Below are 22,433 nucleotides of genomic sequence, written 5' to 3' on the forward strand. Positions count from 1 at the left end.
CGCGTCAGCCGGCGCGCAGAAATCGGATCGCCTCGTCGCGGCGGTGCAGATAGAGCAGGGTCCTCAGCGCTTCACCGCGAGGTGATGTCAGGTCCGGATCCCGCTCGATCATGTAGGCGGCGTCCTTGCGGGCGATTTCGAGCAGGTCGCCATGTGCTTCGAGGCTGGCGATGCGAAAGCCGGGCGTGCCCGACTGGCGCGTTCCCAGCAATTCGCCCTCGCCACGCAGCTTCAGGTCTTCCTCGGCGATCAGAAATCCGTCCTCGCTGTCGCGCAGGATCGAAAGCCGCGCCCGACCGGTCTCTCCGAGCGGGCTCTTGTAGAGCAGGATGCAGGTTGAGGCCTCGTCGCCACGACCGACGCGGCCGCGCAACTGGTGCAATTGCGCCAGCCCGAAGCGCTCCGCGTGTTCGATCACCATGATGGTCGCGTCCGGTACGTCGACGCCGACTTCGACGACGGTGGTGGCAACAAGCAGGCGGATCTCGCCATTCTTGAAGGCGAGCATGACGGCGTCCTTCTCCGCGCCGTTCATGCGACCGTGGACGAGGCCGACATCGCTGCCAAAGCGTTTGGACAGACCCTGGTAACGCTCATCCGCCGACATGACGTCGATCGCTTCGGATTCCTCCACGAGCGGGCAGATCCAGTAGGCCTTCTTGCCCTCCTTGAGGGCCGCTGCGAGACGATCGACGATCTCGTCGGTCCGTTCGGTCGGGATGGTAACCGTCTGGATCGGCTTTCGCCCGGCCGGCTTTTCCGTCAGCTTGGAAACGTCCATGTCGCCGAAAGCCGCGAGCACGAGCGTGCGCGGGATCGGCGTGGCGGTCATGACAAGCATATGCGGTGAGATGCCCTTGGCAGTGAGGCGCAGACGCTGGTGGACACCGAAGCGATGCTGTTCGTCGACGACCGCAAGGGTGAGTTCCCGATAGTTCACGGTGTCCTGGAATAGGGCATGAGTGCCGACCACGATCCGTGTTTCGCCGGACGCGATGCGTTCGAGGATGGCATCGCGCTCCTTGCCCTTGGTGCGCCCGGTCAACACATCCATGGTGATACCAGCGGGAGCCGCCATTTTCGACAGCGTTGCGAAATGCTGCCGCGCGAGGATTTCCGTCGGGGCCATCAGCACGGCCTGGCCGCCCGATTCGACCGCCGCCAGCATTGCCATCAGCGCGACCATGGTCTTGCCGGAACCGACGTCGCCCTGCAGCAGACGAAGCATCCGCTCGTCCCCGGCCATGTCCTTGAGGATGTCGGCAATCGCGGTCGACTGGCTCGCTGTCAGCGAGAAGGGCAGTGCGGCGATGACGGGGCCCGAGAGCTTGCCGGTCGCATGCACCGGCGTGCCGGCAACCTTTCGGAGGCGCTGGCGAACGAGGGCGAGAGAGAGCTGGCCGGCCAGGAATTCGTCATAGGCGAGACGCCGACGCGCCGGCGCCTGCGGGTCGATATCCGTGGCGTCGCGCGGCTCATGCAGGGCACGAAAGCTGTCGGCCGCACTTTGAAAACCCTGCTTGGAAGCGAGTGTGTCGTCGATCCACTCGGGCATCTCAGGGACGCGGGCAACCGCCGCCTCGATCGATTTGCGCAGGATGCGAGCCGAAAGCCCGGCCGTCAGCCCGTAGACGGGCTCGACGAGCGGCAAGTTGTCCGCCTCGCTTGCCTTGACCATATAATCGGGGTGAACCATCGATGGCCGGCCGTTGAACCAGTCGACCTTGCCGCTGACGATCACCGTTTCGTCGACCGGTAGCGATTTTTCCAGCCAGTTGCCTTTGACGCGGAAGAAGGTGAGCGCCAGTTCACCGGTGTCATCATGCAGGAAGATGCGGTAGGGCAGGTTCTGCTTGCCGGGCGGCGGTGGCTGGTGGCGATCGACGCGGCCAGTGATCGTCACCACGACGCCTTGCGGCGCATTGGCGATTCCAGGCTGCTGCCGTCGATCGATCAGCGAATGCGGGGCGTGGAAAACCAGGTCGACGACACGGCAGTCTTCGATGGTTTCACGGCCAAGAAGTCGGGCATACAGCTCGCCGATCTTCGGACCGATACCGGGCAAAGTGTTCAGCGGTGAAAAGAGCGGGTCGAGCAGGGCAGGGCGCATGGCGATGAAATTGCGACGACAATTCGGAGTTTGGCAAGGCTGACAATCATCTATTCAGCGTTTATAGAGCGCAGTGACGAAAAACCGTACCCCCCGCGGACGGCAGGAAGGAACTCCCATGACTGGCATCTCACGCACCAGCGCCGATCTCGATCCGCGTCGCCGCCGGATCCTGTTTCGCGCCTGGCATCGCGGCATCCGCGAAATGGACCTCGTCCTCGGACAGTTCGCTGAAGCCGAGCTTCCCGGCCTCTCCGAGGTCGAACTGGACGAGCTTGAGATCATTATGGCCGAGGAAGACAACGATCTCGTCAAGTGGATCATCGGCGAACAGCCGGTGCCCGAGCGTTACCAGACGCCGATGTTTACGCGCATCGCCGCTTACCGCCCCGATTTCGAGCGGCTCCCCGAAGAGATGAAGTAGACCGATGCTGGCTGGCCTTGACCCGAAGAAGATTGTAGCGGCAACGCGTGAAGTCACGATTGGCCCGGTTCCTTCAGGCGCCGAGGCGCTGGTGCTGGCCGATCTCGCCCGGGCCGGCACACCAGTTGCCTACATTCTCTCAGACGGCCAGCGTATCGCCGATCTGGAGCAGGTCCTCGGCTTCGTCGCCCCCGATATCCCGGTTCTGACACTGCCCGGATGGGACTGCCTTCCCTATGACCGTGTCTCGCCGAGCGCCGATACCTCGGCGCGCCGGCTTGCGGCGCTGAGCGCCCTGATCGCCCACCGCAAGAAGCCGCATGCGGCAATCGTGCTGGTGACGGTCAATGCTGCCTTGCAGAAGATTTCGCCGCAGGATGTGATCGAGAGCCTTGCCTTCTCCGCGCGCCCAGGCAACCAGGTGCGCATGGACGATGTGGCCGCGCGGCTGGAGCGCAACGGTTTCGAGCGTGTGGCGACAGTCCGTGAAGTCGGCGAATACGCCGTGCGCGGCGGCATTCTCGACGTCTTCGTTCCGGGCAGCGGCGATCCTCTGCGGCTCGACTTCTTCGGCGATACGCTCGAGACCATCCGCTCCTTCGATCCGGCGAGCCAGCGCACGACCGGTCAGGTCCGTTCCCTCGACCTCAATCCGATGAGCGAAGTGTCGCTGACGCCGGAAACGATCAGCCACTTCCGCACGCGTTATCTCTCGCTGTTCGGTGCGACGACCCGCGATGACGCGCTCTATCAGGCCGTCTCGGAGGGGCGTCGCTATGCCGGCATGGAGCATTGGCTGCCGCTGTTCTACGATCGCCTCGAGACCGTCTTCGACTACCTCCAGGGTTTTCGCATCGTTACCGACCATTTGGCACGGGAAGCCGCCGCTGAACGGTCGAAGCTCATTCTCGATTATTATGACGCCCGCCACACGGCGGCATCGCCGGGCAAGTCGCTGGCGACACAGGGCACGCCCTATAAGCCGGTGCCGCCGGAATTCCTGTATCTGAATGCCGAAGGTTTTGCGGCTGCGCTCGCCGAACGCAACGCCGTTCGCCTGACGCCCTTCAGCGAGCAGGAGGGAGAAGCCCGACAAGTCGTGACCGTCGATGCGCGTCAGGGCGTGCGCTGGGCAAAGGCAGCCGGTGAAGGCGAGGCGGAGGGCGATCGCGTCAATGTCTTCGACCAGGCGGTGAAATACATCGCCGAAAAGCGCTCGCAAGGCTCGAAGGTCATCGTCTCTGGCTGGAGCGAGGGGTCTCTCGACCGCCTGCTGCAGGTGCTGGTCGAGCATGGTCTCGGCAACATCCGCCAGATCAAGGCGCTAGCAGAGGTCAAGACGCTGAAGCCGGGCGAGGCTGCGTCCGCGGTCCTCAGCCTTGAAGCGGGTTTCGAGACGGGCGATCTCGTCGTCATTGGCGAGCAGGACATTCTCGGCGACCGCATGGTGCGCCGCTCCAAGCGGCGCAAGCGCGGCGCCGATTTCATTGCCGAGGTCGCGGGTCTCGATGAAGGCAGTTACGTCGTCCATGCCGAACACGGCATTGGCCGTTTCGTCGGACTGCGCACGATCGAAGCAGTCGGGGCGCCGCACGATTGCCTTGAGCTCGTCTATGCCGACAACGCCAAACTCTTCCTTCCGGTCGAAAACATCGAGCTCCTGTCGCGCTACGGCTCGGAGGGGACGGATGCGATCCTCGACAAGCTCGGCGGCGTCGCTTGGCAGGCCCGCAAGGCCAAGCTCAAGAAGCGCCTGCTCGACATGGCCGGTGGCCTCATCCGCATCGCCGCCGAGCGCCACACCCGACATGCGCACGTGCTTGTGGCGCAGGATGGTGTCTACGACGAATTCGTCGCCCGCTTCCCTTATGACGAAACCGAGGATCAGTTGAACTCGATCGATGCCGTCCGGGAAGATCTCGGTAGCGGTCGGCCGATGGACCGGCTCGTCTGCGGCGACGTCGGTTTCGGCAAGACGGAGGTTGCGCTGCGTGCGGCCTTCATCGCCGCTATGAACGGGGTCCAGGTTGCCGTTGTCGTGCCGACGACGCTACTGGCTCGGCAGCATTTCAAGACATTCACGGAGCGCTTCCGTGGCCTGCCGATCCGCATCCAGCAAGCGTCTCGGCTCGTCGGCTCCAAGGAGTTGGCGCTGACCAAGAAGGAAGTGGCCGAAGGCAAGACCGACGTCGTCGTCGGAACCCACGCCCTGCTCGGAACGTCGGTCAACTTCGCCAATCTCGGCCTGCTCATCATCGACGAGGAGCAGCACTTCGGCGTCAAGCACAAGGAACGGCTGAAGGACCTGAAGTCGGACGTGCATGTGCTGACGCTGTCGGCAACGCCAATCCCGCGGACGCTGCAACTGGCGTTGACGGGCGTGCGCGAACTGTCGTTGATCACGACGCCGCCTGTCGACCGCATGGCGGTGCGCACCTTCATCTCACCTTTCGATGCGCTGGTGATCCGCGAAACCCTGATGCGCGAGCATTATCGCGGCGGCCAGAGCTTCTATGTCTGCCCGCGCCTCAGCGACCTCTCCGAAATCCACGACTTCCTGAAATCCGATGTGCCGGAGCTGAAGGTGGCTGTGGCGCACGGCCAGATGCCGGCAACGGAACTGGAAGACATCATGAACGCCTTCTATGAAGGGCGTTACGACGTGTTGCTGTCGACGACTATCGTCGAATCCGGTCTTGACGTGCCGACGGCCAATACCCTGATCGTGCATCGCGCCGACATGTTCGGCCTGGCACAGCTCTATCAGCTGCGCGGCCGTGTTGGCCGCTCGAAGGTGCGCGCCTTCGCGCTGTTCACGCTGCCCGTCAACAAGACGCTGACGGCAACGGCCGAGCGGCGGCTGAAAGTCCTGCAGTCGCTCGACACACTCGGCGCCGGTTTCCAGCTGGCAAGCCATGATCTCGACATCCGCGGGGCCGGCAACCTGCTCGGCGAGGAACAGTCCGGCCACATCAAGGAGGTCGGCTTCGAGCTCTACCAGCAGATGCTCGAAGAGGCCGTCGCTGAGCTCAAGGGCGAGGAAGAGGTTCACGACACCGGCTGGTCACCGCAGATCTCCGTAGGTACCCCGGTGATGATCCCGGAACACTACGTACCGGATCTGCATCTGCGACTTGGCCTTTACCGCCGGCTTGGCGAATTGACGGATCTGAAAGAGATAGATGGCTTCGGCGCCGAGATGATCGACCGGTTCGGCCCGCTCCCGATCGAGGTGCAGCATCTGCTGAAGATCGTCTACATCAAGTCGCTCTGCCGCACGGCCAATGTCGAAAAGCTCGATGCCGGGCCGAAGGGTGTGGTCGTGCAGCTTCGCAACAAGGAATTCCCAAACCCGGCAGCGCTGGTCGGCTACATCGCCAAGCAGGGCACGCAGGCGAAGATCAGGGCCGATCACAGCATCTTCTTCCAGCGCGAATTGGTGACGCCGGAAAAGCGCCTTTCGGGCGCGGCGATAGTGATGACGCAACTCGCAGGGCTGGCGAAGCAGGCTTGATCGCCTCCGCGCCGCCGCTCCAGGTGGCGGCGCGCGTATCGATGCAGAAGATTATGCCGTGGCTTTCATCTGCGCGATTTCGCGCAGTGCATTGCTGAGCACGTCGACCGACTGCGCACCCATCACGGCATATTGCCCGTCGATGATGAAACAGGGCACGCCGGTTACGCCCATTTCACGCGCCATGCCGATCTCTTCTTTTACTGCGTCCTTGTCGGCATCCGAGTTGAGGAGCGCTGCGATAACGGGCCGGTCGAGGCCGGCCTCAGCTGCGATGTCGAGCAGCACCGCGGGATCGCCGACATTGCGGCCTTCCTCGAAGTTGGCCTTGAAGAGCAGGCTGACGACGGCCGACTGTGCCGCATCGCCATGGGTCGCCGCCCAGCGGATGAGGCGGTGCGCATCGAGCGTGTTCGGGCTGATCTTCACGGCATCGAAATTGAAGGCGATGCCATCGGCATGGCCGAGTGCGTTCAGCGATTCATGCGCCCGGTCGACGGCGGCCTGGCCGCCGAGCTTGGCGGCGAGATGCTGCTTGTGGTCCACACCTTCAGGCGGCAGGTCGGGGTTGAGCTGATAGGGGCGCCACTGCACCGCGACCTGCAGCTCAGCGCCGACATTGGCGATCGCCTGGTCGAGCCTCGCCTTTCCCAGATAGCACCACGGGCAGACGACGTCGGAGACGATATCGATGCTGACGGTTTGCATGATGTGGGGTGCCTTTCCTGTTGGATAAAGCTGCGAGATAAGCCGGTTCGATCCGGCTTTCAATGCGTTACCAAAAGGGAACCATCCCTTTACTGTACGTTCTCGTCCCACCAGGCGGGCAGCTGGTAGCCATAGAGCGGAACCGCCTCCGGCCGTCCGATATGCTTGCGCCGGGCGACCCATTGCGCATCCAGGTGGTAGAGCGGCACAAGGTAGGAATTGTTGACCAGCAACCGGTCGTGCGCACGAACGGCTGCGGTGAAGTCCTCTGTCGTTCTGGCCTGCAGGATGTTTTCGACCATGCGGTCGACTTCCTTGTCCGCAACGCCGGCGAAGTTGTCGCTTCCCTGGCGATCGCGCGACTGCGAGGTCCAGCGGCCGACCTGTTCGATGCCAGGCGACAGCGTGGACGGGAACGACTTGATGATGACGTCGTAGTCAAACGATTGGCTGCGTTGCTGATACTGCGAATCGTCGACGGTGCGCACCGAGGCCTTGATGCCAAGCGGTGCCAGGAAGCGCTGGTAGGCGAGGGCGATTTTCTCCTGGCCGGCGTTCTGGCTCATGATCTCGAAGGCGAGCGGCGCGCCGTTGGCGTCAACCATCTTGCCGTCCTTGATCTGATAGCCGGCCTCGCGCAGCAGGGAGACGGCCACGCGCAGCACGTTGCGGTCGCGCCCCGATGCATCCGTCACCGGCAGGCGATAGGTGCCGTCGAGGATTGCCGGGTTGATGTGCTCGCGTGCATCGCCGATCAAACCGAGTTCACGGTCGTCGGCAGCGGCACCCAGAAACGAAAGCGTCGAGTTCTGCCAGTAGCTCTGGGTGCGGGTGTAGGCGCTGTCGAACAGGTTCTTGTTTACCCACTCGAAGTCGAAGACCAGCGCCAAGCCCTGGCGGAGCTTGAGGTTGTCGAACATCGGTTTGCGTGTGTTGAAGACGATGCCGAGCATGCCGGAGGGCGTCTTCGGGGTGAATGTTTCCTTGACGACGTCTCCGGAGCGAACCGCAGGAAAGTCGTAGCCGCGGGCCCATTTGGTGGCGCTGCCTTCGGGATAGATGTCGATCTCGCCCTTCTTGAAGGCTTCGAACAGCGAATTCTCCTGCAGGAAGTACTCGACGGAGATCTCGTCGTAATTGTCGAAGCCGACCTTGGAAGGAAGGGTCTTTGCCCAATAGTCCGGGTTGCGGCGGTAGACGATGCGTTCGCCGGGCTTTACCTCGGCAACGCGATAAGGGCCTGAACCAAGCGGGGCTTTAAGTGTCGTCTGGTCAAACGTCGCCACATCGGTCGCGTGTTTCGGCAGGACCGGAGACAGCCCAAGCAGCAGCGGCAGTTCGCGATCGGCGTCTTCGGTGAAGGTGAAACGGACGCTGAGGTCGCCGACCTTCTCGAGCTTGGCCACCTTCGCCATGCGGTTGGCAAAGGGCACGCGCCCCTTGTCGCGCATCAGTTCAAAGGTGAAGATGACATCGTCTGCGGTTACCGGCTGCCCGTCGGCCCAGCGCGCGGCCGGATTGATATTGAACTGAATGAACGTCCGGTCGTCGTCCCATTCCACCGACTGGGCCAGCAGACCGTACATGGTGAAGGGTTCGTCGCGGGAGCGCTGCATCAGTGATTCGTAGACGAGATTGCCGTATTCCGGATCCCACATACCGCGCGCCGTCGTGCGCATGCTCTTCAGGATGAACGGATTGAGGCTGTCGAAGGTCCCGACCACGCCGTAGGAGATCTTGCCGCCCTTCTTCACATCGGGATTGACGTACGGGAAATGCTTGTAGTCCGCCGGCAGCGCGGGCTCGCCATGCATGGAAATGGCGTGTACGGGAGCGGCCATCGCGGCATCGCCAAATGCGGTTGCGGCCAACAGGATGGCCAGACCGGAAAGAATTGTGCGCAACGTTATCTCCAGTGAAGTGGCAAATGGCCGATTCCCGGCACGTTACCAATGCCGGTCGACAATTCCAACCGACGCTATACCCAAATTCCGGCGGGCAAGAGGTCAAAAAAAAGCAAGAAACACTGGATAAACCGCACGAGCCAATGTAACAGGTGTTTCCGGAAACGGGGTCATGCATTTGCCTTATTTGGCCAACAGGACAACGGCGGCTGACGATACTCACCTGCGGAACGAATTGTTCCGTTACCGGATTTCAGGAGACGGAATCACAATGTTCTTCAAGTCGAACTTCACCAAACGTGCGGGTCTGGCAACGCTGGCGCTCTCGGTAGCAGCTGCGGGCGTCCCGGGCGTCGCATCTGCCCAGCAGGCTGGTGGCAAGCCTCCGCAGGGTTGGTTCAAGGTCTGCACCAAGCAGGAAGACAACGATGTCTGCATCGTTCAGAACCTCTTGACGGCAAACAACGGTCAGCTCCTGACCGCAGTTGGCCTCATCACCGTATCGGGCAAGGTCAACCGCAAGGTTCTGCAGGTTTCCGTGCCGTCCGCGCGACTGATCCCGACCGGCGTCCAGATGCAGATCGACGGCGGCAAGCCGGTGAAGCTCGACTACGCTATCTGCATGCCGGACAAGTGCGTGGCTGAAGCTCCGCTGTCTGACCAGCTGATCGCAAGCCTGAAGAAGGGCAATGAGGTGGTCTTCACCTCCGTCAACTTCCAGCGCGCACCGAACCCGATCAAGATGGGTCTTGAAGGCTTTACCGGTATTTTCGACGGCGAGCCGATCGAGCAGTCGCAGCTTGAAGAGCGTCAGCGCCTGCTGCAGGAAGAAATGCAGAAGAAGGCTGAAGACGCGCGCAAGAAGCTTGAAGAGGCCCAGAAGGCCGCCAAGCAGAACTAAGCGCTTCGGCTCTTTCGAGAATAAAAGAAACGCCCGGACGATGTCCGGGCGTTTTTCATTTGAGCGAGTGCCGACGGCGCGGTTTCCAGAGTATCCCCAGTGCGTTTATCCGAACGCACGGCCCTTAGTGGCGGAACGTGACCTTGGGCTTGTAGTGCCCGATATCGTCCTTTTCGAACAGGGCGTCGACCTGAGCGTGGCGGATCGGCCGATCGCTCTCGTCGGAAACCAGGTTCTGCTCGGACACGTAGGCGACATACTCGCTGTCGTCGTTCTCGGCGAACAGGTGGTAGAAGGGTTGATCCTTGCTTGGGCGGATCTCCTGCGGAATGGCATTCCACCACTCCTCGGTGTTTGCGTATTCCGGGTCGACGTCGAAGACGACGCCGCGGAACGGGAAAACCCGATGGCGAACCACCTGTCCGATCTCGAATTTCGCGTTTCTCTGTTTCATGACGCAACACATCCTTTCAAGGGATTATCTGGGTTGCCAAACCCAAAACATCAATAGGGTGTCATGCACGGCTTCGTGTACGCCTTCCTGGCCTTCCTGTTTCCCGCTGCAGCGTGGTTGAAAAAAACAAGCCGGCGAGGGTCCCTTGAACCCCGCCGGCTTGCCGCGTCGCTTGCGGACCGGTGCGGCATCCGCCGCCCGGCCCATCGGTCTTAGACCGAGTAGTACATGTCGTACTCGACCGGGTGCGGGGTCATTTCGTAACGCATGACTTCCTGCATCTTCAGCTCGATGAAGGAATCGATCTGATCGTCGTCGAACACGCCGCCGGCGGTCAGGTACTTGCGATCCTTGTCGAGGCTTTCGAGCGCTTCGCGCAGCGAGCCGCAGACGGTCGGGATCTTCTTCAGTTCCTTCGGCGGCAGGTCATAGAGGTCCTTGTCCATGGCCTTGCCCGGATGCAGCTTGTTCTTGATGCCGTCGAGGCCGGCCATCAGCATCGCTGCGAAGGCGAGGTAGGGGTTGGCGGTCGGGTCCGGGAAGCGGACTTCGACGCGCTTGGCCTTCGGGTTGGTGCCGAACGGAATGCGGCACGAGGCCGAGCGGTTGCGCGCGGAGTAGGCGAGCAGAACCGGCGCTTCATAGCCCGGGACGAGACGCTTGTAGGAGTTCGTCGACGGGTTGGTAAACGCGTTCAGCGACTTGGCATGCTTGATGATGCCGCCGATGAAGTAGAGGCACGATTCCGACAGGCCGGCATATTCGTCGCCGGCGAAGGTCGGCTTGCCGTCCTTCCAGATCGACAGGTGCACGTGCATGCCCGAACCGTTGTCGCCGAAGATCGGCTTCGGCATGAAGGTTGCGGTCTTGCCATAGGCGTTGGCGACCTGGTGCACGACGTACTTGTAGATCTGCATCTTGTCGGCGTTGCGAACCAGTGCGTCGAACTTGACGCCGAGTTCGTGCTGGGCAGCGGCGACTTCATGGTGATGCTTTTCGACCGTGACGCCCATTTCGGACAGGACCGTCAGCATCTCGGAGCGCATGTCCTGGCAGCTGTCGATCGGCGGAACCGGGAAGTAACCGCCCTTGACGCGCGGACGGTGGCCGAGGTTGCCGGTCTCATAGTCGGTGTCGTCGTTGGACGGCAGTTCCGAGGAGTCGAGCTTGAAGCCGGTGTTATAAGGATCAGCCTTGTACTTGACGTCGTCGAAGACGAAGAATTCGGCTTCCGGGCCGACGAAGACGGTGTCGCCGATGCCCGATGCCTTGAGGTAGGCTTCGGCCTTTTTCGCCGTGCCGCGCGGGTCGCGGTTGTAGGCTTCGCCCGAGACCGGATCGAGAATGTCGCAGATGATGACCATCGTCGACTGCGCGAAGAACGGGTCCATATGCGCTGTTTCCGGGTCGGGCATCAGCACCATGTCGGACTCGTTGATGGCCTTCCAGCCGCCAATCGAGGAGCCGTCGAACATGACGCCATCGGCGAACATGTCTTCGTCGACACAGACGACATCCATCGTTACGTGCTGCAGCTTGCCCTTGGGGTCGGTAAAGCGCAGGTCGACGAACTTGACGTCGTTGTCCTTGATTTGCTTCAGAATATCGCTTGCAGTCGTCATTTTCCGTAATTCCCTGTGTGAGATGACGAGGTTTTAAGGTGAAAGGGCCGGGCGGCCCTTGAGGATCAGATGGCGTCGAGGCCCGTTTCGCCGGTACGAATTCGGATGACTTCCTCCACGTTGGAAACGAAAATCTTTCCGTCGCCAATCCGGCCGGTTTGGGCAGCATTGCGGATCGCCTCGATGACGGCCTCCGCGTTTTCGTCCGCCAGCACCACTTCGACCTTTACCTTGGGCAGGAAGTCCACGACGTATTCAGCGCCGCGATACAGCTCCGTGTGACCCTTCTGCCGACCGAAGCCCTTTGCTTCCGTGACGGTAATGCCCTGCAGACCGACTTCCTGAAGGGCTTCCTTCACTTCGTCGAGCTTGAAGGGTTTTATGATCGCTTCGATCTTTTTCATGAGAAAATGTCTCTCCGCTTCTCCCTTTAAAGCAGGATCATGCCCGCTCACCCGTCAATATGCACGTTGCATGCCAGTTTTTCTGCAAAATGATTGCCGAGGAGCAAAATTTCTTGGGATTGAGCGATGGTGACTGCATTCCATGCCTTTGACTTCGGTCGATCTGCCTATTTTTTGTAAGCTTTCTGCCCAGCTTGTTCGGTTTGGGTCGAGGGTCGTGGCATCTGCACCGGGAAAGCACGTTATTTGAGCAACAAATATGTGCAAATGCATCATTCGTGAGCAATCCGGAATCCGTGGACACCACTTGCCGCGGGCTGATGGACGGGGGTAAGTCTGGACCATGCACTCTTCTCTTCGTGATCTGTTGATTACCCCGGCCGAAATGGCCGCAATAGACCTGGCAGCTGCGCGATCGGGGATCGACAGCTTCCTGTTGATGCGCAGCGCCGGGTTGGCTGTCGCTGCGGCTGCGCTCGGGCGTTTTCCGCAGGCACAACGCTATGTCGTTCTGTGCGGACCCGGCAACAATGGTGGTGACGGCTATGTCGTGGCCTCGGCGCTTGCTGAGAGCGGTGCGAACGTCGCCGTTTTTGCCTTCGGTGATCCAGCCGCACTTTCCGGCGACGCCGCCCGTGCACGGCAACTGTGGAATGGCACCATAGATCCACTTGCTTCCTACTTGCCGCAGCCCGCAGATGTCGTCATCGATGCGCTCTTCGGCGCAGGCCTTTCGCGCGATCTACCGGGACCGGTGGTGGAAGCGATCGATCGGATCAACGGGCGGAACTTGCCCATCATTGCAGTCGACCTGCCGACCGGCGTTGACGGGCGGACAGGGCAGATCCGCGGCGCGGCATTCGCTGCGAACCATACGGTCACCTTCATGGCGAGGAAGCCGGGCCATCTGTTGCTTCCCGGCCGTTCGCTGTGCGGCGCTCTCGAGGTCTTCGACATCGGTATTCCGGCCCGGATCGTGCTCGCGGGGGGGAACGCATTGCGCGTCAACACACCGGCGCTCTGGTCCGACCATGCGGCAAGGCTCGATGCATCGAGCCATAAATTCCGTCGCGGTCATCTCGTCGTCTTCTCGGGCGGGGCGCAGGCGACGGGTGCCGCGCGACTGGCGGCGGCCGCCGGTCTCGCTGCCGGGGCCGGTCTGGTGACGGTGGCATCACCGACGTCGGCGCTCGACATCAATGCCGGGCAACTGACGGCCGTCATGTTGAAAGCGATAGATGATCCGCCGGAGCTCGCGCGCTGGCTGGAAGACACTAGGCTCGGCGCATTTGTCCTTGGTCCGGGATTTGGAGTTGGAGAGCGCGCGCGCGCCTTTGCGCTTGCGCTCTGCGACCGCGCTCTGGTTCTCGATGCCGACGGCATAACGTCGTTTCAGGAGCACCGGTCGCAATTGTTCGCCCGACTGGCGGCCGCAACGGGCAGGGCGGTGATGACGCCGCATGAGGGGGAGTTTGCCAGGCTGTTTCCCGAGATTGCCCGAGACAAATACCAGTCGAAGGTCGAGAAGGCGCAAGCCGCGGCACAGATCAGCCGTGCGACGATTGTCTACAAGGGTGCCGATACGGTTATCGCCAGCCCGGACGGGAAGGTTGCCGTCAATTCCAACGCTCCGCCGTCACTGGCGACAGCCGGATCCGGAGACGTGCTTGCAGGCATTATCGGCGCGCACTTGGCGCAAGGCATGCCAGCGTTCGAGGCTGCTGCCGCCGGTGTCTGGCGCCATGGGGCCGCCGGAGCGCAGGCCGGTCCTGGGTTGACCGCCGAAACGTTGGTGGCATCCATGCCGCCGCTTGGCTGAAGCCCACATCGTCATTCGAGCGTGAAAACAAAACGCCTTCGACACGCTGGCGCGTGACGAAGGCTTACATGACCCAATCGGATCAACCGCGCGTGCCCTTGGCGATTGGCTCCTGATAGGTGAAGCCCAGATCCCATGGGAAGTAGATCCAGGTATCCTGACTCACTTCGGTGACGAACGTGTCGACCATGGGCCGGCCCTTGGGCTTGGCGTAGACGGCGGCAAAATGCGCCTTCGGCAGCATGGCGCGAACTTCCGCGGCCGTCTTGCCGGTATCGGTCAGGTCGTCGATGATCAGTACGCCTTCGCCGCCATCCTTGGCGATCTCAGGCGCGATGCCTTTCAGCACCTTCATCTGACCCTGCGTGTCATAATCGTGGTAGGAGGCGATACAGACCGTCTCGATCATGCGGATGTTGAGCTCGCGGCAGATGATCGCCGCCGGCACGAGGCCGCCGCGGGTAATGCACACCATGGCGCGCCATTCCTGCCCCTGATCTGCCAACCGCCAGGCAAGCGCACGCGCGTCGCGGTGGAACTGATCCCAGGAAACGGGGAAGGCTTTATCGGGCAGGGACATTGATGGGCTCCGGCTTGTCTGGACGAGGTAATGGCGAAGCATCCGGCAGATCGGGCATGCGCAGACGCTTCATCCTGATTTGCCGACATGCAATAGCGGCAATGACGGCCGATGCGCAAGAGCTACGCATCCTTGCAGTGCTCTCCGTAGGCTCTGCTGTCAGGTTTGAACGCGCGAAGCGGTAATCGCATCGATCATCGCCTGCACATCCGCGGCTGCGGCCGACAGAGCCTGCGGATCGCGCGCCCTGACGACGATATCGGTCGAGAAAACCTTGCCGTCGAATTTGGGGTAGGATCCGATGCTGGTTTCCGGGTGGTTCTTCTGCACTTCGGTGAGCGGCGTGCCGATATCGCCTTCGCCATAGGGAGAGCGTACCGATTGCGAGAGCAGCGGCGTGCCGGCCTGCAAGTCCGGCATGATCGCATCGAGCATCGCCTGAAACACCTGCGGCACGCCGGCCATCACATGCACATTGCCAATCGCAAAGCCCGGTGCGGTGGAGACCGGATTTGGGATCAACCGCGATCCCTGAGGCATGCGCGCCATCCGCTTGCGCGCGTCCGAAAATTCCATGCCGCGGCGTTCGTACATCGCGGCAAGCAACGCCATGGCTCGCTCATCATAAATGCAATCGACAGCAAAGGCTTTCGACACGGCGTCGGCCGTTATGTCGTCATGGGTCGGGCCGATCCCGCCTGAGGTGAAGATGTAGTCGTAGCGCGTGCGCAGCGCGTTGATCGCTTCGACGATCGACGCCTCCTCGTCAGGCACGATACGCACCTCCCGAAGGTCGATGCCGACCATCGTCATCATGTCGGCGAGATGGCCGATGTTCTTGTCCTTGGTTCTGCCGGACAACAGTTCGTCGCCGATGGCGACCATGGCGGCAGTAACGATCTTGGGGCTGCTCATTGGCGATCCTGCTTATGTGAGGCGATTGTTCAGTAGCATCTCGTGATTGTTCGAGAATTGAGAACGCTCTGTTGACCGTGTGGCTTCTGGCAACCGGACGCATTTTGATAAATCTTGCACGTGACGGTAATCAAGCGGAATTGCCTGAATCCAAAGGAGCATTTATGGCCAAGGTTCTCGTTCTCTATTATTCGGCATACGGGCACATCGAGACGATGGCCTATGCAGTGGCGGAAGGCGCCAAGTCAGCCGGTGCTGACGTCGTCGTCAAGCGCGTTCCCGAACTGGTGCCGGAAGACGTTGCCAAGGCATCGTACTACAAGGTGGATCAGGCTGCGCCAATCGCTACGGTCAACGAACTGGAGAATTACGACGCCATCATCTTTGGCGCTGGCACGCGCTACGGCACGGTCGCCTCGCAGATGCGCAACTTCATCGACCAGACAGGCGCGCTTTGGGCTCAGGGCAAGCTGGTCGGCAAGGTGGGCTCGGTGTTCACCTCATCGGCGACACAGCACGGCGGCCAGGAATCAACCATTCTCGGCTTTATCCCAACCTTGATGCACCACGGCATGGTCGTCGTCGGCCTTCCCTATGCCTTCCAGGGTCAGATGGGTCTTGAGGAGATCAAGGGTGGCTCGCCCTACGGCGCTTCGACCATCACTGGCGGTGACGGTGCGCGCCAACCTTCGGTGATCGAACTCGACGCCGCTCGCTATCAGGGCGCGCACGTCGCCAAGATCGCAGCGAAGCTGTCGGCCTAAGCCACGGAAAAGTCTTGAAAGATCGACAGGAAAGCGGCTCTCGCAAAGGGCCGCTTTCTCGTTTCGGGACGGCCTGTCACATTCTGATTCGCGAAAGTGGCCTACTGGCCTGTACCTGTGTTAATATCCGCCGCGTTCGGCATGAGAATGCCATTGACGAGGAGGAATATTGGGCCGTGCGGCAACGGTCCGCGGAAGGCGGAATTGCCTTTCGGAGTGCAGGGAGAGAAGTATGGCGCGCATTACGTACTCCATCGTTCCCCATGACGGCGGTTGGGCCTACAAGGCAGCCGACGCTTTTTCGGAACCCTTTCCCAGCCGAGAAATGGCGCTGGCGGCCGCCAAGGCCGCCGCAGCCGAACAACAGGTCGGCGGCGACGACGAGGATATCAGCTTCCAGGACGAAAAAGGGAACTGGCACTTCGAACACACCGACGGCGGTGATCGACCTGAGGCAACCGTCGAAGACGGTTGACAGACTTTTCGGACGATTTGAGCGGTCCGTTCCATATCAGCATCTGCGAGAGTATTGCGTCCACTGCGTCGGCATTAGCGGAGGATTTTCAATGCAGCATTACAGCGTTCAGATCTTCACCTGGACCGCCCGCAACGGCGTGCAACAGGTCGGATCAGCAATCGAAGTCGATGCCCTCAATCCGAAGGCTGCAGCCGTCTCACTGCTGGGCCTGCGGTTGGAGGATAAGGGAGCCTGCACGAAACTGGCGGTCAGGGTGTGGCACGACGATACCCACATGGCCGAATGCGACTGCTTCTACTACCACTGAGCGGCAATCGATCCCAAGCGACGTTGCGCGACCCGTTCGTTGAACGGGCGTATGATCCAGCGCGCGCGGAAAGCCTCCAACGAGCATTATCTGGTGCGGGCGGCGGGGATCGAACCCGCACAGCCGAGGCCGAGAGATTTTAAGTCTCTTGCGTCTACCAGTTTCGCCACGCCCGCACTGAGTGTTTTCAGTACCTTGCGCTCTTCGGTTTTGGAAGGCCCGAACAACGGAATTTTCGGTGTCGGGTTCATGTGGGTTGGGCTGCCGGCAGTGTGGGGGGGGCTTTGGATACAGTGGATCGTTGATATGCCCCGGTCACGGCGCGCACCCGCAATGAGGTGGGGCAGGGCCTTCGCCGACGGCGGCAGACGCGTGCATGGGAACAGGGATCGGGAAGACGTACGGGCGACCCGCGCCGCCCTTCTGTCCATTAAAAGTCGTTTTCTTGCTTGGCGGGCTTGGGGCGTTGTTCTGGTTGCCTGAAGTGCTGGTTCGGTGGTCGCGAATTCGGCCGGCGGCCAGTTCACCCTCGTTCGTTGCTTTAACGAGGGTCTGCTTTCCGACCGATGTCGAAGGCACGGCGGTATAGGCGCCGTTCGCAAATGCGAGCGATAGCACGGCGGCAATGACAATCTTCTTCGGTAGTCTCCTTGGTTCGGACCCGGCGCACAACGGTGAGCAAGCGGGGAACCTTGGCGTAGAACGGCCGATGTTTCAGAGACATACGGCAGATGCTGTACTTCGCTCGGGTCGACGTGGCGAGATCCGGAAATAATTATGAAAGCTTGAGGCGATGTCTCCCATCGCCTGCTCCATGCTCGAAGGGTCTAGATCAGAAGTTGGTGGTGATGCTGTGGTTATATATCCGGCTCTGTTCCGCCTTCTTGGCGGCAAGGGGCACCACGACAATGAATGCAACGAGTGCGAGAATGAAAGCCGGTCCAGGAAGTGCCACCAGAGATTTCCCCGATTTATGATTGTCCCCATTATTCGGGAATTAGGCTTAATTGAAGCTGAATGAAGCCTGTCGAAATGCTGTCGAAAAGCGGAAATAGCCGCCGACGTGCCGATGAAATAGCGGCACCGTTGTCATTTTTCATCGGTGATCGGGTCGTTGTCGCGTCCTGAACACGAAATCCGGAAGGAAGAATCTTGGCGGGCAGAGACGTTTCCCCGTTGAGATCCAGAATGATCGCGACAACGTCCGCAGATGCCGCAGCGTCGCCGCTTTCACCAATTGTTCTTCCCTCAAATGGGTGAGCAGGGCCAGAATAGACCGGGTTCGTACTGCGGATGTTCGCCCCCCGTTCGCCATGTTTTAGGTGTCGCTTTAGAGTGGGCGCGACCAATTTTCAGCTTCGATGTCGATTAAGATTCGGCGCACTGGCGGCTGAATATGGAACGACATCTCGAAAACCCGTGGCGAACAGACCATGCGGAGCGCTCGTCGTATTTGCCTTTAAAGGAGTGCGAAAAGTCTGGCTATGATCGCGGGGAGCGGTCCGTTGGTTCGGTGATACTGGAAAGCCCCACTAGCCGTCCGTAAGCTCTTCGGGCGTTGAAACGATTGCTGAATTCCCCAAGGCGCCATCTGCGTACTTGAAGGCAAGTATGCTCATGACGGAGGCGACTATGACCAGCAGGATGATCCGCATTCTTGTTTTTCCGGTTCGTTGCTCTGTCTAGCAACTCCGGTGGAGGCTCGTTGTTCCAACTCGGCGTTCGGCGACCTGTATCGTTCACCTCAACACAACACTGGCCGCTGCCGCCGGCGCCACGGTGCCCGACAGCGCCGTGCGTCTTACGACACGTAAAGCATGCAGTCGCTTGTCGGTGCCGGCAGACGAAGGATTACTCCTCTATGGCAATCCCTGCCTCACGCGCGGCATCAATGAAGGCTTGACGGGCGGTTTCGGCCGATTGCTTGCCCTCGATCACCGCCGCGCATGTATCAAGCGCGCGCGTCAGGAGCGCACTGTCTTCGATCGGCCAGTCCTCGATCATTGCCCAGGATGCTTCGGTCGTATTCGAGATGGTCGTAAATTTGCCCGGCCCCTCCAGGGCCAGGGTTACGGGCTTGTCCCAATTTTCGGCCATGTCGGTTACCTCAATTTCAGCTGGTGGCGGCCCTTAGCACAGATCCGGGCGATTCCGCGAGCAATGCGATCGATACTTATGTTGCGCCGAAGTCGAGCCATCCGCGCCGTAATTTCCGTCAAGCAACCGCATCGGCGAACGCTACCCGGACATCGGTGCGGCCCTTTTTGGTCCCCTACGATGGCTGACGCTTCGATCGCGAGAAATAGAAGATTGTGCCCGCGATCAACGCGCCAAGGCCGTAGGTGAAAAATGCCTGAAAGTATGGAGTGTCTGACGTCAGAAAATAGATCGCTGGCGCAACGAACATCATGACTGTCAAACCGATAAGGCGAGAAGCAAAGATGCTCATGTCCGAGCGTTTCTTGATTATCCACCCGATCAAGATGCTGGTGAATGTCATCACTATGCTGGCTCCGATGAGCTGCGCCATGCTGGTCCTCCATCAAGGTTTCCTCAGGACTTCCGCACATTTCTCCGGTTTGCAAAAGACCAATCGCTCTTCCGGTCAACAATTGATGGTTGCGTTGACGCGTCGGCTGGTACCGGGTTGCCACCAGTTCAATTGGTCGCGCTCACTTCGGCTGTGGCGCGCTATTTGTCCAGCGTCTGCAGCACATCCGGCAGTCCACCGAGATCGACAATCTCACGAAAACGCGGATGGCTGTCCGGCTTGTCGTGATGTTCGAACGCCCAGGTGAGGGCATGCGGTACGTAGATTCCCCAGCTGCCGGCGTCGAGTGCGGGCACAATATCGGATTTCAGCGAGTTGCCGACCATCAGGCTTTTTGATGGGCCGTCGCCGTGATGCGTGAAAATGCGATCATAGGTGGCGACGGTTTTGTCGCTGACGATCTCGACCGCGTTGAAATAGTCGCCGAGCCCTGAGGCGGCGAGCTTGCGCTCCTGATCGAAAAGGTCACCCTTGGTAATCATCACCAGCCGGAATGTGCCATGAAGAGCCTCCAGTGTTTCTTTGACATGGGGCAACGGCTCGACCGGGTGGACAAGCATTTCGCGCCCTGCGGCGAGAATCTCTGCAATCACCGATGACGGCACCCGGCCGTCCGTGACCTCGACGGCCGTCTCGATCATCGACAACACGAACCCCTTGATGCCGAAACCGTAGAGGCCGAGGTTGCGCTTTTCCGCGGCCAGAAGCCTTGCGGGCAGGTTTTCCGTGTCGGCATGCTGCCTGAGCAAGTCAGTGAAGCGCGCCTCGGTTAGGCGAAAGAACTGTTCGTTTTGCCAAAGCGTGTCGTCGGCATCGAAGCCGATTGTCGTAATCATGTCGGGCATTGTCTCACGGTCCGGCGATCTTGAACGGCTGATCGATCGTCGCCGTCTTGCCGCTGTTGATATCGTTGAAGTGGAAGCGCAGCACGTAGTCGCCTGCCGGCGCTCCGGAAACGTCGATTGTCAGGGTCGAATAGATTTCCTGGTTCTTGAGGTAGCCGGTGAAGGTGAAATCGCCGAATGCCTTCTGGCCGGCGAGGACTTTTCCGGCGGGATTGAGGATATCGAAATCGACGGTGAAGCGTGTTTCCAGCTTGTCCTTCACAGCCGCTTGCTTCCAGGTCAGTCCGACTGGCTCGACATAGGAAACGATGGCTTCCCCTGTCTTGAAGACAGTGCCGTCCTTGGGCTCATACATCGCGTAGCCGGCAGGTTCCTTGCTGATGAAGACGGCTTTGCCGATGGAAAAGGGCAGGGTCTGCGAAAAGTCGCCGACCGCCTGTCGCAGCAGCTCTCGCGCCTTGGCCGGGTCGCCGGAGGTTGCCAGTTGTTCGGCCTTGGTGGCAGCCTCGACGAGCGGTCCGGCCATTGCCTCGATGCTTATGCTGAGCATGCTTGCGGCGGTCAGCACCGCCAGCAGTGACCGATATATCGCCATGACGCCCCCCTTTGTCCGGTTGATCCGACTGTCGGCATTTGCCGCATCGAGTCAAGACGATAGGGCCGGCGCGGCGATGGTCAATGTTTCCAGAAGATCGGCGTCAGAATAACGAGCACTGTCAGCACTTCCAGACGACCAAGCAGCATCATGAGCGAAAGAAGGTAAAGCTCGGGATCCTGGAGCGTCGAAAAATTGCCGGCCGGGCCGATCAGGCTGCCAAGGCCAGGGCCGACATTGGAAAGGCAGGTGATTACCGCCGAGGTCGCAGTGATGAAATCGTAGCCGAGCGCACCCATGCCGAGACTGCCCAGCACCCACAGCAGGATATAGGTGGTGAAGAACAGGAAGATAGCGCGCTGCGTGTCGGCATCGACAGTGTTGTTGCCATAGCGCACTGCATAGATCGCATTGGGATAGATGAGCTTGTTGAGGCCGGAGCGAATGGCGTTGAAAAGCACGACGAAGCGATAGGCCTTGATTCCGCCTGCGGTCGATCCCGAGCAGCCGCCCATGAAGGTGGCGATGAAGGCCACCATCACGACGAACGGTCCCCACAGACTATAGTCCTCGCTTGCAAAGCCGCTGGTCGACAGGATCGAGGTGATGTTGAAGAAGGAATGGGCAAGCGCCAGGTGAAATTCGACGCCATTGGTGAGGCGATGGTAGATCGCCACTGCGATCGAGAAAGCCGAGAGGTATCCGAGAAAGACGATGATCTGCGGATCGCGCAGTGCGTCGAGGCGGCCACGCACGACGAGCACGATCAGGATCGAGAAAGGCAGGCTGCAGAGCGCCATGAAGAACGTCGCGGTCCACAGGAGCGGGATGCTGCCGAAATAGGCGAAGGACGCGTCATGGGTGGAAAACCCGCCCGTCGCTACTGTCGACATCGCGTGATTGATGGCATCGAACCGGTTCATGCCCGCCATGTTGTAAGCGACCGTGCAGAGCACGGTGATCGAGACATAGATCAGGAGGAAGGCGCGGCTGAAGCTTGCAAGCCGCGCGAACGGTTTGTCGCTGGTATCGGAGGATTCCATCTTGAAGAACGACATGCCACCCACCCGGAGATAGGGGATGATGAACAGGCCGAGCACGACGATGCCGATGCCGCCGAGCCAACACAGCAGCGAGCGCCAGACGAGCAACCCGGGTGGCGCATCGTCGAGCCCGACGATGACGGTCGATCCGGTGGTGGTGATGGCGGAGACGGACTCGAACAGAGCCTGCGCGAAGTCGAGCTTCAGCGAAGACAGCCACAGTGGGATGGCGCCGACGACCGAAAACACCGCCCAGAGAAGATTGACCAGCACGAACCCGAACTTCTTCGAGAATGGCGGCGGTCCCATCCGCGTTGCCATGAACGTCGCTGCCGACAGGCCGCCTACCATGAAGGCGGAGACGGCAAAGATCTGCCAGTCCGGATGGCCAAAATAGAGATCGACCATCGCGGGCACGAGCATCGCCAGCGAAAGGTACAGGCCGAGTATCGCCGCGATATGCACGGCGTGCCGGATCAGGGTTGCGTTCAAGCG

21 protein-coding genes and 1 tRNA gene are annotated in these 22,433 nt (G+C 60.6%); 7 read left to right on the top strand and 15 right to left on the bottom strand.

Annotated elements, in window-relative coordinates:
* Nucleotides 1-4: 4 nt before the first annotated feature.
* The gene (gene recG, locus AC1Q80_RS07265) at nt 5-2,110 is read right to left on the bottom strand and encodes an ATP-dependent DNA helicase RecG (RefSeq protein ID WP_209792378.1); all 2,106 of its coding nucleotides are present in this window, start codon (nt 2,108-2,110) and stop codon (nt 5-7) included.
* A gap of 118 nt (nt 2,111-2,228) precedes the next feature.
* Here recG and AC1Q80_RS07270 point away from each other — a divergent pair, with 118 nt between their 5' ends.
* On the top strand, nt 2,229-2,534 hold the full coding sequence (locus AC1Q80_RS07270; protein WP_173419936.1) for an FAD assembly factor SdhE: 306 nt from the start codon (nt 2,229-2,231) through the stop codon (nt 2,532-2,534).
* A 4-nt stretch (nt 2,535-2,538) separates the two neighbouring features.
* On the top strand, nt 2,539-6,048 hold the full coding sequence (gene mfd, locus AC1Q80_RS07275; RefSeq protein ID WP_492360019.1) for a transcription-repair coupling factor: 3,510 nt from the start codon (nt 2,539-2,541) through the stop codon (nt 6,046-6,048).
* Nucleotides 6,049-6,099: 51 nt separating this feature from the next.
* Here mfd and AC1Q80_RS07280 read toward each other — a convergent pair whose 3' ends face one another.
* On the bottom strand, nt 6,100-6,756 hold the full coding sequence (locus AC1Q80_RS07280; RefSeq protein WP_492360020.1) for a DsbA family oxidoreductase: 657 nt from the start codon (nt 6,754-6,756) through the stop codon (nt 6,100-6,102).
* An 89-nt stretch (nt 6,757-6,845) separates the two neighbouring features.
* A complete protein-coding gene (locus AC1Q80_RS07285; protein ID WP_492360021.1) occupies nt 6,846-8,660 on the bottom strand; it encodes an extracellular solute-binding protein in 1,815 nt (604 codons plus the stop codon).
* Nucleotides 8,661-8,931: 271 nt separating this feature from the next.
* On the opposite strand from AC1Q80_RS07285, the gene AC1Q80_RS07290 reads away from it, so the two are divergent.
* Nucleotides 8,932-9,561 carry an invasion associated locus B family protein gene (locus AC1Q80_RS07290; protein ID WP_173419940.1) on the top strand — a complete coding sequence of 210 codons (630 nt, stop codon included), beginning with the start codon at nt 8,932-8,934 and terminating at the stop codon, nt 9,559-9,561.
* A gap of 124 nt (nt 9,562-9,685) precedes the next feature.
* Here the strand turns inward: AC1Q80_RS07290 and hspQ are convergent, their stop codons facing one another.
* The 3 genes from hspQ to AC1Q80_RS07305 form a co-directional block, all read right to left on the bottom strand.
* Nucleotides 9,686-10,015 carry a heat shock protein HspQ gene (hspQ, locus tag AC1Q80_RS07295; protein ID WP_025427014.1) on the bottom strand — a complete coding sequence of 110 codons (330 nt, stop codon included), beginning with the start codon at nt 10,013-10,015 and terminating at the stop codon, nt 9,686-9,688.
* 212 nt (nt 10,016-10,227) lie between these two features.
* Nucleotides 10,228-11,637 (bottom strand): type I glutamate--ammonia ligase, encoded by a 1,410-nt coding sequence (gene glnA / locus AC1Q80_RS07300; RefSeq protein ID WP_025427015.1) that lies wholly within the window; start codon nt 11,635-11,637, stop codon nt 10,228-10,230.
* 65 nt (nt 11,638-11,702) lie between these two features.
* Entirely contained in the window at nt 11,703-12,041 is a 339-nt protein-coding gene (locus tag AC1Q80_RS07305; RefSeq protein ID WP_003528058.1) for a P-II family nitrogen regulator, read from the bottom strand.
* 343 nt (nt 12,042-12,384) lie between these two features.
* Here AC1Q80_RS07305 and AC1Q80_RS07310 point away from each other — a divergent pair, with 343 nt between their 5' ends.
* Entirely contained in the window at nt 12,385-13,860 is a 1,476-nt protein-coding gene (locus tag AC1Q80_RS07310) for an NAD(P)H-hydrate dehydratase (protein WP_492360022.1), read from the top strand.
* Between the two features lie 82 nt (nt 13,861-13,942).
* On the opposite strand, the gene gpt is transcribed toward AC1Q80_RS07310, so the two are convergent.
* Complete coding sequence (gene gpt / locus AC1Q80_RS07315; protein ID WP_025427018.1) at nt 13,943-14,440, bottom strand: xanthine phosphoribosyltransferase; 498 nt, start codon at nt 14,438-14,440, stop codon at nt 13,943-13,945.
* A gap of 159 nt (nt 14,441-14,599) precedes the next feature.
* Entirely contained in the window at nt 14,600-15,355 is a 756-nt protein-coding gene (locus AC1Q80_RS07320; protein WP_209792395.1) for a competence/damage-inducible protein A, read from the bottom strand.
* 164 nt (nt 15,356-15,519) lie between these two features.
* Between AC1Q80_RS07320 and wrbA the strand changes: the two genes are divergently transcribed.
* The 3 genes from wrbA (at nt 15,520) to AC1Q80_RS07335 (ending at nt 16,904) form a co-directional block, all read left to right on the top strand.
* On the top strand, nt 15,520-16,119 hold the full coding sequence (gene wrbA / locus AC1Q80_RS07325) for an NAD(P)H:quinone oxidoreductase type IV (RefSeq protein ID WP_492360023.1): 600 nt from the start codon (nt 15,520-15,522) through the stop codon (nt 16,117-16,119).
* Between the two features lie 232 nt (nt 16,120-16,351).
* Nucleotides 16,352-16,594, top strand: a complete 243-nt coding sequence (locus AC1Q80_RS07330) for a DUF2188 domain-containing protein (protein ID WP_053247390.1) — start codon at nt 16,352-16,354, stop codon at nt 16,592-16,594.
* A 91-nt stretch (nt 16,595-16,685) separates the two neighbouring features.
* Nucleotides 16,686-16,904 (top strand): hypothetical protein, encoded by a 219-nt coding sequence (locus tag AC1Q80_RS07335; protein WP_077503508.1) that lies wholly within the window; start codon nt 16,686-16,688, stop codon nt 16,902-16,904.
* Between the two features lie 91 nt (nt 16,905-16,995).
* Here the strand turns inward: AC1Q80_RS07335 and AC1Q80_RS07340 are convergent.
* From AC1Q80_RS07340 to AC1Q80_RS07370, 7 genes are all read right to left on the bottom strand, one after another.
* Nucleotides 16,996-17,080 (bottom strand) — tRNA-Leu (locus tag AC1Q80_RS07340).
* Nucleotides 17,081-17,736: 656 nt separating this feature from the next.
* Nucleotides 17,737-17,859, bottom strand: a complete 123-nt coding sequence (locus AC1Q80_RS07345) for a hypothetical protein (protein ID WP_256372324.1) — start codon at nt 17,857-17,859, stop codon at nt 17,737-17,739.
* A gap of 896 nt (nt 17,860-18,755) precedes the next feature.
* Entirely contained in the window at nt 18,756-19,001 is a 246-nt protein-coding gene (locus AC1Q80_RS07350; protein ID WP_173419944.1) for a DUF982 domain-containing protein, read from the bottom strand.
* Nucleotides 19,002-19,176: 175 nt separating this feature from the next.
* Nucleotides 19,177-19,434, bottom strand: a complete 258-nt coding sequence (locus tag AC1Q80_RS07355) for a hypothetical protein (protein WP_209792399.1) — start codon at nt 19,432-19,434, stop codon at nt 19,177-19,179.
* 161 nt (nt 19,435-19,595) lie between these two features.
* Nucleotides 19,596-20,300 (bottom strand): HAD family hydrolase, encoded by a 705-nt coding sequence (locus AC1Q80_RS07360; protein ID WP_209792400.1) that lies wholly within the window; start codon nt 20,298-20,300, stop codon nt 19,596-19,598.
* Between the two features lie 4 nt (nt 20,301-20,304).
* Nucleotides 20,305-20,895 carry a hypothetical protein gene (locus AC1Q80_RS07365; RefSeq protein ID WP_209792401.1) on the bottom strand — a complete coding sequence of 197 codons (591 nt, stop codon included), beginning with the start codon at nt 20,893-20,895 and terminating at the stop codon, nt 20,305-20,307.
* 80 nt (nt 20,896-20,975) lie between these two features.
* Nucleotides 20,976-22,430, bottom strand: coding sequence for a TrkH family potassium uptake protein (locus AC1Q80_RS07370; RefSeq protein WP_209792402.1), 1,455 nt, complete (start codon nt 22,428-22,430; stop codon nt 20,976-20,978).
* Between the last annotated feature and the right edge of the window lie 3 nt (nt 22,431-22,433).

Source organism: Ensifer sp. GW823-FHT05D09 (assembly GCF_058795755.1).